Here is a 12,692-nt window from a genome sequence, read left to right as displayed (position 1 = left end):
CTTGTTTGAAAAATGGTAAAATAATAAAAGTTTCCGGTCCTTTAGTCATGGCAAAAGGTATGGAGGAAGCAAACATTCAAGATATCTGTCGGGTTGGAGATTTAGGTCTAATCGGCGAAATTATTGAAATGCGTAATGATATTGCCTCCATTCAGGTCTACGAAGAGACTTCAGGAGTTGGACCAGGTGAACCTGTCGTTACCACTGGGGAAGCACTTTCGGTTGAATTAGGCCCAGGTGTTGTTTCACAGATGTTCGACGGAATTCAACGACCTTTAAATACATTTAAAGAAGCAACAGACAGTAATTATTTGGTACGTGGAGTTCATGTTGACTCTTTGGACCGCAAAAAAACGTGGGAATTTACAGCTACCGTAGAGGTTAGGCAAAAAGTAATAGCCGGTGATATTGTTGGGACTGTGCCAGAAACTAAAGTAATTGAACATCGCATCATGATTCCTTATGGTGTAGAGGGAACGATTAAGACGATTCAAAGTGGAACGTATACTCTGGAAGATACCGTGTATACTTTAGAAACTGAAGAAGGTCTAAAAGAATTTACAATGATGCAAACATGGCCAGTTAGAAAGGGACGTCCGGTTCAAAAGAAATTGAACCCAAACGTTCCTATGATTACTGGACAACGTGTTATTGATACATTCTTCCCGATTACAAAAGGTGGTTCAGCCGCTGTTCCTGGACCATTTGGAGCAGGAAAGACGGTTGTTCAACACCAAATCGCTAAATTTAGTGATGTGGATTTAGTTGTCTACGTAGGTTGTGGAGAACGTGGAAATGAAATGACAGACGTTTTAAATGAATTTCCAGAATTAGTTGACCCTAATACAGGAGAATCTTTGATGGAACGTACAATCCTAATTGCAAACACATCAAACATGCCCGTAGCAGCACGTGAAGCTTCTATTTACACAGGAATTACGATTGCTGAGTATTTCCGTGATATGGGATACAATGTGGCAGTAATGGCAGACTCTACTTCTCGTTGGGCAGAAGCTCTACGTGAAATGTCTGGACGTTTAGAAGAAATGCCTGGTGATGAAGGGTATCCTGCTTATCTAGGAAGCCGTATTGCTGAGTATTATGAGCGTGCAGGTCGTACTCTTTCATTAGGAACAGTAGGAAGAGAAGGAAGTATTTCAGCAATAGGAGCTGTATCACCTCCAGGAGGAGATACTTCAGAGCCGGTTACTCAAAATACATTACGTGTTGTAAAAGTTTATTGGGCACTGGATTCTTCTTTAGCACAAAGACGTCACTTCCCATCTGTAAACTGGCTAACTTCTTATTCATTGTATGATGATGAAGTTGGAATATATATGGATGAAAAGATGAATTCAAATTGGGCTGAAAGAGTTCAACATGCAATGGACTTGCTACAAGAAGAGTCTGAATTAGAAGAGATTGTGCGATTAGTAGGGATTGAATCTCTATCCGAGCGAGATCGACTAACCATGGCAATTGCTGAATCTATTCGTGAAGATTATTTACAACAAAATGCTTTTGATGATGTAGATACGTATACTTCACGTGAAAAACAATACCAAATGCTCCAACTGATTCTAGGGTTTGAAGATGAAGCCCGTGAAGCAATGAGATTGGGTGCTTATTTCCAAGAAATTATGGATGGTACGGTAGATGTTCGTGACCGTATTGCCAGAAGTAAGTTTATTCCTGAAGATAAATTAGCTGATATGAAACAAATAGAAATAGATATGAAAGAAACGGTTCGTACTATTTTAGCTGAAGGAGGAATGACGAGAAATGCTTAAAGAATACAAAACAGTTACAGAAGTCGTCGGACCCCTAATGGTAGTAGAACAGATCGAAGGCATTAAGTTTGATGAATTAGTTGAAATTCAAATGCAAGATGGAGAAATTCGTACCGGACAAGTATTGGAAGTGTCAGAAGATAAAGCAATGGTCCAGATTTTTGAAGGACCAAGTGGGATTAATATCAAGGATACAAAAGTTCGTTTCCGTGGTAAACCACTTTCTATTGATGTTTCGGAAGATATGGTTGGTAGAGTGTTTGATGGAATGGGCCGTCCGATTGATAATGGTCCAGAAATTATTCCTGAAAAATCTTTGGATATCAATGGACAAGCGATTAATCCAGTTGCAAGAGACTATCCTGATGAGTTTATCCAAACAGGGATTTCTGCTATTGACCACTTAAATACATTGGTTCGTGGCCAAAAATTACCTGTGTTCTCTGGATCAGGTCTTCCACATAAAGAACTAGCTGCTCAAATCGCAAGACAAGCGACTGTTTTAAACAGTGACGAGAAATTTGCGGTTGTATTTGCAGCAATGGGGATTACCTTTGAAGAAGCAGAATATTTCATGGAAGACTTCCGTAAAACAGGAGCGATTGATCGTTCGGTTATGTTTATCAACTTAGCGGATGATCCAGCTATCGAACGGATTGCTACTCCTAAGATGGCCTTGACTACTGCTGAATACCTTGCATTTGAAAAAGATATGCACGTATTAGTAATTATGACGGATATGACGAACTACTGTGAGGCTTTACGTGAAATCTCTGCAGCTCGTCGTGAAGTACCAGGTCGTCGTGGATATCCTGGTTACCTTTATACAAACTTATCTACTTTGTATGAACGTGCCGGAAGATTAATTGGTAAAAAAGGATCAGTTACTCAGATACCTATTTTATCTATGCCGGAAGATGATATCACGCATCCAATTCCTGACTTAACAGGTTACATCACAGAAGGACAAATCATCCTTTCTCGTGAATTGAATAACGCTAATATTAAGCCACCAATTGATGTGTTACCATCTTTGTCACGTTTGAAAGATAAAGGTACCGGTGAAGGTAAAACACGTAAAGACCATGCACCAACGATGAACCAACTCTTTGCAGCGTATGCTGAAGGAAAAGAAGCAAAAGAACTAGCAGTTATCTTAGGAGAGTCTGCCTTATCGAACACTGATAAATTGTATTTAGAATTTACAGACAGATTTGAAAAAGAATATGTAAACCAAGGATTTTATAACAACCGTACCATTCAAGAATCACTTGATTTAGGTTGGGAACTGTTATCGATCTTGCCGAAGACTGAATTAAAACGAATTAAGAATGAAATGATCGAAGAGTTTATGCCGGAAGGAGAGTGATCCCGTGGCAAGATTAAATGTCAAACCAACTCGGATGGAATTAGCTAAATTAAAAGATCGTCTAAATTTATCCACGCGTGGACACAAACTTTTGAAGGATAAGCAAGATGAACTCATGAGACAATTCATTGTATTGATTAAGGAGAATAATGTTTTGCGAGACGAAGTTGAAGCAGAGTTAACCAGTGCGATGCAAGAATTCGTAGTAGCAAAATCCTTAATAAATGAAGCTTTTATCGAAGAATTATTTGTTGGGACAGAAACTTCTGTTGAATTAAATATTTATGAAAAGAATATCATGAGTGTGATGGTTCCTCAAATGGACTTTACGGTTCAAGAGAAGGAAAAATCTACGGATATTCAATATGGATATTTAAATTCCAGCAGTGAACTAGATAAAGCTATTGAAAAAATCGAAACTATTCTTCCTAAACTTCTGAAATTAAGTGAAATCGAGAAAACCTGTCAACTAATGGCAGATGAGATTGAAAAAACCAGAAGACGTGTAAATGCATTGGAGTATCGTATGATTCCACAGTTACAAGAAACCATTCGTTACATTCAAATGAAGCTTGAAGAAAATGAACGTGCTTCTATTGTTCGTATGATGAAAGTAAAAGACATGGGAAACAAATAGAAATGAACGAAGGAGAAAGTCAGGAATTAAATTTCCTGGCTTTTTCATAACTAATTTTTGTACATTTATTAGAAAATAATTTAAAAGTGTATAGAATGTTTTCTCTAGCTAATGTTTGTGTTACACTAGTGAGAAATAATAAAGTAGTCATCTTCAAATAATTGGACTGCAAGTATTTAAAATGGATGGTGGATAAATAAATGACTGAAAAGGGATTGTTGATTGTATTGTCAGGACCCTCTGGTGTAGGAAAGGGTACAGTGAGACAAGCAATTTTTTCTCAAGGAGAAAGAGACTTCATGTATTCTATATCTGCTACCACTCGAAAACAAAGAGTTGGGGAAGTAGACAGCGAGGATTATTTTTTTAAAAGTAGAGAAGAATTTGAGTCTATGATCAAAAATAATCAATTATTGGAATATACCGAGTATGTTGGTAATTACTATGGAACACCCATTGATTATGTGAAGAAAACTCTAAACGAAGGAAATGATATTTTTCTTGAAATTGAAGTTCAAGGTGCCATGCAGGTAAAAGAGCGGATGCCAGAAGGAATATTTATTTTCCTGACACCACCAGATTTAACTGAACTAGAATCACGTATTTTAAATAGAGGAACGGATGAATCTCCAATTATTCAGCAGCGAATGGAAAAGGCAGTTGAAGAATTGAACTTAATCCGTTACTATGACTATGCAGTCGAAAACGATACCGTTCAAAATGCAGTGAAAAACATTTTGGCAATTATACAAAGTGAACATTTAAAGGTTTCTAGATTCTTAGAAAATCAACTAACAGATGAAAAGGAGTAACCCATTATGATGCTTTACCCTTCAATTGATAAATTATTAGAACAAGTGGACTCAAAATACTCAATGGTTACGATTGCTGCAAAGCGTGCGCATGAACTTCATGCTAAAGCAGAACCACTACTGGAAGAGTATCATTCTTATAAAAATGTAGGACGAGCACTGGAAGAAATCGCAAACGGTGAATTAATCATCGGAACAGACACTCCAAAGAAATAAAAAGATTAGAAATATAATTTGAATAGAGACTGCTGTTTTTGGATTCCCAATACAGTAGTCTTTTTCATTTCATTTTTAAAATAAACAAGACAATGGAGTCGTTGTTTAGTAAAATGAATAGTGATCACTAAGAATAGGAGGAAATAGCTTGAGGCAAATTGCAAAAGTCATTGTAGATGTACCTGCAATGCAAACGAATAGACCATTTGATTATGTTATTCCTCTTTCCTTGGAGAAGAAACTTGAAAAAGGGATGAGAGTAGAAGTTCCTTTTGGTCCTAGAAGTATTCAAGGTTTTATCGTCGATATTGTTGATTCGTCTAGCTACGAAGGAGAACTCAAAGAAATTATTCGCCCACTGGACTTAGAACCTGTTTTAAATGAAGAATTATTACAGTTAGGAATGAAAATTTCTGAAGAAGTATTCTCTTTTCTCATTCACTGCTATCAAACGATGCTTCCGACCATGTTGAAAGCCAGTTACCAAAAAGAATTTATTTTGACAGATGAAATTGATGAGGATTCCTGGAATGATATTTTTGAGGGAAGTGACCGTTTATCATGGGAGAAAGCCGTGGAGAAAGAAGTTTTGCCATTATTATTAGATTGGAATAAAAAAGGAATTGTCGATATTAATTATATTGTCAAAAATAAGGCAAAAGCAAAAATGATAAAGGTATATCAATCAAACCTAAGTTTTCAACAAATAGAAGAGGAGTTAGAAGACCTACCTAAGAATGCAACAAAGCAAAAAGCTCTTTTGGTTGCTCTTTTGGAACTAGAAGACCTTTCTTACTCAAGTAAACAATTTATGGAGCAGTATGACCTCTCTACTCAAACACTTCAGACGGGAGTGAAAAAAGGCTGGTTGCTTCAAAATGATAAAGAAATTTATCGTGACCCGTTAAAGAATAAAGTATTTCCGAAAACGACAGCTAAAAAACTGAATCGAGAACAATTACATGCTTTTCAAGAAGTGAACCATTCCATAGAAAAAAAGAGCATAAAGTCTATTTATTAAAAGGAATTACAGGAAGCGGAAAAACAGAAGTATATATGCAGCTAATTGGTGAAGTATTACAAAAAGGGAAAACAGCCCTGATGCTTGTTCCGGAAATTGCTTTGACACCACAAATGGTAAATCAGTTTAAAGGTAGATTCGGAGAAGAGGTAGCTGTTTTACATAGTCGTCTGTCAGCAGGAGAAAAATATGATGAGTGGCGTAAAATTAAAAATGGAGAAGCAAATGTTGTAGTTGGTGCTCGATCTTCTATTTTTGCACCAGTGAAAAATATTGGAATGATTATTGTGGATGAAGAACATGAAACAACGTATAAGCAAGAAGATAATCCGAAGTATCATGCAAAAAAAGTTGCGATTCAAAGAGGAGCTTACCATCATTGTCCGGTTGTGCTAGGAAGTGCAACCCCTTCTTTAGAGTCACGTGCTCGTGCACATAAGAATGTATATACGTTACTAGAGCTAACAGAAAGAGCAAATCAAGAAGAACTGCCAGAAGTAGAGATTGTAGATATGAGAGAAGAATTTCAACAGAATAATCGCAGTAATTTTTCTAGAGTCCTACAAACTAAAATAGCTGACCGCCTAGAAAAAAAGGAACAAATTGTATTACTGCTGAACCGTAGAGGATATTCTTCTTTTATTATGTGTAGAGACTGCGGATTTGTTCTAGAATGTCCGAACTGTGATATTAGTCTTACCTTTCATATGGATACCAAAGGAATGAAATGTCACTATTGTGGGCATGAAGAAAGAGTTCCTGAAGCCTGCCCCAAGTGCAATGGCCGTCATTTCCGTTACTATGGAACCGGAACTCAAAAAATTGAGACCGAATTACAAACTCTTTTTCCAGAATCAAAGATCATTAGAATGGACGTAGATACGACTAGGAAAAAAGGTTCGCATGAACGATTGCTTTCTGCTTTCGGAAATGGAGAAGCAGATATTTTATTAGGCACACAAATGATTGCAAAAGGTCTTGATTTCCCAGGTATTACATTAGTAGGGGTAATCAATGCCGATACCTCTTTGAGTCTTCCTGATTTCCGTTCATCTGAAAAAACATTCCAGTTGCTAACGCAAGTAAGTGGTCGAGCAGGAAGGTCACACTTAAAGGGGGAAGTGATTGTACAAACGTTTAACCCCGAACATTATGCAATTCGATATGCGCAAAACCATAATTATGATGGTTTTTATAGACAAGAGATGGCTTTAAGGCATCAAAGTGGCTATCCACCTTATTTCTTTACTGCTCAAATTACAGTAAACGATAAAGATGAGAAAAAAGCACAACAAAAAATATATGAAATTAATGCAAAAATGCGGAATCAATTAGGAACTGAAACAATTATTTTAGGTCCTTCTAAGAGTTCCATTGCGAAAATGAATAATCGTTATTATTTTCAGTTACTTATTAAATATAAAAACTCACCTCGATTACATGAGGTTTTAGATCAAATTTTAAATGATTCACAAAAAGATAATGCAAAAGGATTGTATATTTCAATAGACATTGATCCTGTTCATTTTTTCTAATCAAAAAAAATGAAAATAGGTTCAAAAAGAGAGGGGAGAAGGTACATTTTATAGTGAACTATAAAATAAAGCCGCTTAAATGAAACGAATTATTTTTATGGGAACACCAGCTTTTTCAGTTCCTATTTTAGAAGAACTTATTAACAGTAAATATGAGGTAGTAGCCGTTGTTACACAACCCGATCGCCCGGTAGGAAGAAAGAAAGTTTTGACACCTTCACCAATAAAAGAAGTCGCTGTAAAGCATAATATTCCTTTGTTTCAACCTGAAAAAATATCAGGATCAAAAGAAATGGAAGAACTACTCGCCTTGAAAGCAGATTTAATTGTCACAGCCGCATATGGACAGTTTTTACCAACTAAATTAATTCATGCACCAGCCTATCGTTCTATTAATGTCCATGCCTCTCTTTTGCCAAAATATCGTGGTGGAGCACCGGTTCATTATGCTATTATTGAAGGAGAAAAAGAAACAGGTATTTCCATTATCTATATGGAGAGAAAAATGGATGCTGGTGATATCCTTTCTCAGGAGAAAATCCGTATTGAGAACCACGATGATGTTGGAACGATGTTTGATAAATTAAGCCTGCTAGGAAGAGATCTATTAATGCGTACACTTCCAGATGTATTTGAAGGGAAAATCACTTCTACTGCACAAGAGGAGTCTAAAGTGACTTTTTCACCGAACATCAAAAGAGAAGAAGAAAGAATCGATTGGAATCAATCAGCAGAACAGATTGCCAATAAAATTAGAGGGATGCGTCCTTGGCCCGTAGCTCATGCACTCTTGAATGGGGAACGATGTAAAATTTGGGAAGCAGAAAAAGTAGATGATGAAACGTCACTTGAACCTGGCTCACTCATTGAATGGGATAAAGATGCCCTTTATCTTGCTTGTGGAAGTCAATCCGTATTAAAAGTAACAGAATTACAACCAGCAGGAAAAAAGAAGATGTCGGCTGCAAGTTTTATAAATGGCGTTGACATCCATTCCATCCAAAGAATAGGATTTGAATAATATGGCAAAAAATAAAATCATTCATTCTGTCCGATATCTAGCAAATGAAATACTAGAAGCAATTGAATCTGAAGGTGCTTATTCAAATATTTTATTGAACAAAATGATTGATCAACATAAGTTAAGCGAAAAAGATGCGGGACTTCTGACAGAATTAGTATATGGTGTTACCCAAAGAAAATTAACATTAGATTATGGGTTAACTCCGTATGTCCGTTCTCCTAAAAAATTAGAAAGTTGGGTTCGTAATTTATTACGTTTGTCAGCTTATCAAATGGTTTACTTAGATAAGATTCCTGATCATGCTATTCTTTACGATGCCGTTGAGATTGCAAAGTTTAAAGGGCATACGGGAATTTCAAAATTGGTGAATGGAATCTTACGCAATGTTCAACGAAATGGCTTAAAAGATTGGAAAGAAATAACCGATCCGATTGAAAGAATGAGCATAGGCTCTAGTGTACCGGTTTGGATTATAAAGAAACTAATAAATCAATTGGGAAATGAAAAAGCAGAAAGCTTGGCTCATTCTTTACAAATAGCTCCTTATCTATCTATTCGCATTCAAGATCGAACAGTTTCGATAGATGAGGTACGTCAGCGTTTGTTAGAAGATCATATCAAAGCAGAAGCTAGTCCCATCTCTCCATATGGATTACGTGTTCATTCTGGACGTGTCGTTAAGTCGGAATTATTTAAAAATGGAATCATAACCATTCAAGATGAGTCTAGTCAATTAGTAGCCCTATTTGGCTCCTTAAAACCTACCGATAAAGTTTTGGATGCCTGTGCTGCTCCTGGAGGGAAAACAGTTCACATAGCTAGCTTTTTAGACAAAGCAGTAGAAGGCGAAGTTCATGCACTGGATATCCATGAACACAAAATAAAACTCATTGAAGAGAATACAAAAAGACTGCACGTTACGGATGAAGTAATTACTCATCTTCTGGATGCAAAAAAATCTAGTGAACGATTTGATCCCAAAAGTTTTGATGTCATTTTTGTAGATGCTCCTTGTTCTGGTATGGGATTAATGAGAAGAAAACCAGAAATTAAATATTCTTTAAAAGATACGGATATTCATGAACTTCAAAAACAGCAACAAGAAATATTAAATGCTGTAGAGCCACTTCTGAAAACCGATGGAAGACTCATTTATAGTACCTGTACAATCGTACAAGAAGAAAATCAAGAAACCGTTCAAACGTTCTTAAAGGAACATCCGAATATGAAGGTTATTCCAGCAGATTCAAAATCAGCGTTCAGTCCAGAAATAGAATTACCAAGCACGGTTATCACGCCAGAAGGGTATGTAGAAATTTATCCGGATGATTTTGGTACAGATGGATTCTTTATTTGTGCAATGGAAAAGACAACCAGAGGAGAAGAGTGACAATATGCAAATTGCCTATCGAAGTGACATTGGTAAAAAAAGAAGTGTAAATCAGGATTATGTAAGCTGGTTTAAAAATAAAGATGATCAACCGCTTATGATTGTTTGTGATGGGATGGGAGGACATAAGGCCGGAGACGTTGCTAGTGAAATGGCCGTATCTCATCTGGGACAAGCATGGAAACAAACGTCCTTTCAAGATATTGATCGCTTGTCTAGTTGGCTTCTAGATTCCATCCAAAAAATTAATAGTCTTATTTTTCAAAAATCATTAGATTTTATAGATCTAGATGGTATGGGAACAACTTTGGTTGCAACTACTTTTGTAAAAGAGGAAGTACTAATCGCAAATGTAGGAGATAGTCGTGCCTATCTTTTTAGAGATGATCAATTAAAACAACTGACCGAAGATCATTCCTTAGTGAATGAGTTTGTAAAATCAGGTGAAATTACATTAGAAGATGCACAACATCATCCGCAAAAAAATATTGTTACTCGTTCTGTTGGATCTAGAAAAATGGTTCAAGTTGATTTAGTAGCATTTCCAGTGCGTCCAAAAGATGTACTCATGTTATGTACAGATGGATTAACAAATATGATTCCAGAAGAAGAAATAAAACAAATTTTGAAAGAATCGCTTCCTCTTGAAAAGAAAACGGACCAGTTAATTGAACTCTCCAATCATGAGGGTGGTTTAGATAATATAACAGTATTGTTAACAGAATTTGGAGAAGAGGAGGAGGGGGAACTTGCTAGAGATCGGAAAGAAAATCGGACAGCGTTATAAAGTTATTCGTTTAATTGGAACAGGTGGGATGGCTAATGTCTATTTGGGACATGATTTAATTTTGGACCGAGATGTTGCTGTGAAAGTTTTACGCTTTGATTTTCAGAATAACACGGACGCTCTAAGACGATTCCAAAGAGAAGCCCTTTCTGCTACACAACTAGTTCATCAGAATATTGTTAGTGTTTATGATGTAGATGAGGAAAACGGACTTCAATACATTGTTATGGAATATGTAAAAGGTACAGATTTAAAAAAGTATATTGAAAATAGTGGCAAGGTAAGTCCGCAAAATTCGATTCATATTATGAATCAAGTTTTGTCAGCGATGGCTCTTGCCCATCAAAATCGGATTATTCATAGAGATATAAAGCCTCAAAATATTTTAATTGATGAAGATAATCATGTAAAAGTAACTGACTTTGGTATTGCAATAGCTCTTTCGGATACATCTATCACACAAACGAATACATTGTTGGGTTCTGTCCACTATCTCTCTCCAGAGCAAGCAAGAGGTGGGATGGCAACAACTAAATCAGATGTTTATGCTTTAGGAATTGTGCTCTACGAATTATTAAGTGGAAAAGTGCCTTTTGATGGAGAATCAGCTGTTTCAGTCGCTTTGAAACATTTTCAAGAAGAAATGCCTTCTATTCGAAAGGAACATCCAGAAATTCCTCAAAGTTTAGAAAATATAATATTAAAGGCTACAGCAAAAGAACCGATTGACCGTTATCAAACTTGTGAAGAGATGTTGGCTGACTTAGATACAGCTTTAGATCCTAGTCGAGAAAATGAGGTAGCCTTTATACCGGCCTCCATGTTGAATGAAACGAAAGTCATGCAGCCGATTACTCCACCATTGAAAAAAGAAGAAATGATTCCAACAGAAGAAAAAACACCTATTTATTCGAGTAGTTCTTCTGAAAATAAAAAAGAAAGTTCTGTTAATAATCAGAAAAAGAAAAAAAGAGGTCCTCTTTTTCTGTTATTTTCTTTTTTATTTCTAGCAGTTTTTGTTATTTCTTATATGGTTTGGAATAATCGAGAACCAGAACCAGTGATGGTTCCTGATATTGTAAATGTAAATGAAGATACGGCTAAACGTTTATTGGAACAAGAGAATTTAATAGTAGGTGAGGTATTTGAAGAATATGATGATACGATTTCAGAAACCTTTACCATTCGCACAGAACCAGCTGTAGGTAGTTCCGTACCTTTTCAAAGTGAAGTAGATTTGTTCATCAGCTTAGGAAAAAAACCAACTACTGTAGAAAGTTATCTTGGAGAAAGTTATAGTGATGTGCGAGACCGTTTGAAAGAATTAGGTTTTGTCGTTGAAAGATTAGATCGCTATGATGAGCAAGAAGAAGCAGGAGTTATTATTGGTCAAAGTATTGAAGATGGAACTGATATTGTAGCCGATGGTGAAATGATTACCCTAACCGTAAGTATGGGAAAAGAAGCATTCACGATGGCTGATTTAAAAGGATATACGAAAGTAAGTGTACAGGATTATGTAGACCAATATGGATTAGATGTTGACTTCATAGAAGAGGCTTCAGATGAAATTGCGGAAGGATTAGTTATCTCTCAATCCATCAGTCCACAAAGTAATTTTACTCGTGGAGAAACGATTACCGTTACTTTGTCGACAGGAGTTGCCCAAGCAGAATATGTCTTATTTTCAAAAACCATTACGATTCCTTATGATGCTGCTATTGAAAAAGAGAGTAGTGACAAAAAAGAGTCAAGCTCGGAATCCAATGAAAGTAACAAAGATGATGCCAATTCTGCTCAGTCCATTCCTAAATCAAATCATATCGTAGTTTCTATGCAAGATGCAGATCATCAGATCGATGAAATATTTAGAGAATTTGATATATCAAAAGACCAAGAAATTACTTTAAATTTTAGAATTATCGAAGGTGAAAAAGGAGCTTATCAAGTAGAACGTGATGGAGAAATTATACTTGAAGAAAAAGAGCTAACGAAATAAATATAAAAACGACAACGAATTCGTTGTCGTTTTTGTGAATAATACGCTATGATAGATTTAGAGTCCATTAATGAAAGCGAACTCCCTTTCATTGAAAAAAACGTACGTAAAA

The 12,692-nt window shown here is 36.1% G+C and carries 9 protein-coding genes and 1 pseudogene; all 10 read left to right on the top strand.

Going from position 1 to position 12,692, the window contains the following annotated elements; all coding sequences use genetic code 11:
• Nucleotides 1-5 precede the first annotated feature (5 nt).
• Entirely contained in the window at nucleotides 6-1,790 is a 1,785-nt protein-coding gene (locus LZ578_RS07995; RefSeq protein ID WP_235144656.1) for a V-type ATP synthase subunit A, read from the top strand.
• Entirely contained in the window at nucleotides 1,783-3,159 is a 1,377-nt protein-coding gene (locus tag LZ578_RS07990; protein WP_235144655.1) for a V-type ATP synthase subunit B, read from the top strand. The genes LZ578_RS07995 and LZ578_RS07990 overlap by 8 nt, the downstream gene beginning before the upstream one ends.
• 4 nt (nucleotides 3,160-3,163) lie before the next feature.
• Entirely contained in the window at nucleotides 3,164-3,796 is a 633-nt protein-coding gene (locus tag LZ578_RS07985) for a V-type ATP synthase subunit D (protein WP_235144654.1), read from the top strand.
• A gap of 200 nt (nucleotides 3,797-3,996) precedes the next feature.
• The gene (gene gmk, locus LZ578_RS07980; protein ID WP_235144653.1) at nucleotides 3,997-4,608 is read left to right on the top strand and encodes a guanylate kinase; all 612 of its coding nucleotides are present in this window, start codon (nucleotides 3,997-3,999) and stop codon (nucleotides 4,606-4,608) included.
• A gap of 6 nt (nucleotides 4,609-4,614) precedes the next feature.
• Nucleotides 4,615-4,824, top strand: a complete 210-nt coding sequence (gene rpoZ / locus LZ578_RS07975; protein ID WP_235144652.1) for a DNA-directed RNA polymerase subunit omega — start codon at nucleotides 4,615-4,617, stop codon at nucleotides 4,822-4,824.
• A gap of 148 nt (nucleotides 4,825-4,972) precedes the next feature.
• Nucleotides 4,973-7,380, top strand: a pseudogene (priA, locus tag LZ578_RS07970) (primosomal protein N').
• 79 nt (nucleotides 7,381-7,459) lie between these two features.
• Entirely contained in the window at nucleotides 7,460-8,401 is a 942-nt protein-coding gene (fmt, locus tag LZ578_RS07965; protein ID WP_235144651.1) for a methionyl-tRNA formyltransferase, read from the top strand.
• A gap of 1 nt (nucleotide 8,402) precedes the next feature.
• Nucleotides 8,403-9,794: a 16S rRNA (cytosine(967)-C(5))-methyltransferase RsmB gene (rsmB, locus tag LZ578_RS07960; RefSeq protein WP_235144650.1), complete on the top strand. Its 1,392-nt coding sequence runs from the start codon at nucleotides 8,403-8,405 to the stop codon at nucleotides 9,792-9,794.
• Nucleotides 9,795-9,798: 4 nt separating this feature from the next.
• Nucleotides 9,799-10,581, top strand: coding sequence for a Stp1/IreP family PP2C-type Ser/Thr phosphatase (locus LZ578_RS07955; protein WP_235144649.1), 783 nt, complete (start codon nucleotides 9,799-9,801; stop codon nucleotides 10,579-10,581).
• Nucleotides 10,544-12,580, top strand: coding sequence for a Stk1 family PASTA domain-containing Ser/Thr kinase (pknB, locus tag LZ578_RS07950; protein ID WP_235144648.1), 2,037 nt, complete (start codon nucleotides 10,544-10,546; stop codon nucleotides 12,578-12,580). Before LZ578_RS07955 ends, pknB begins: the two co-directional genes overlap by 38 nt.
• The last annotated feature ends 112 nt before the right edge of the window (nucleotides 12,581-12,692 follow it).

The organism is Jeotgalibaca sp. MA1X17-3 (genome assembly GCF_021513155.1).
In the GTDB taxonomy this organism is placed as follows: Bacteria; Bacillota; Bacilli; order Lactobacillales; family Aerococcaceae; genus Jeotgalibaca.
The sequence above is the reverse complement of the archived record's forward strand: the minus strand, read 5'-3'. Positions and strand labels throughout refer to the sequence as shown.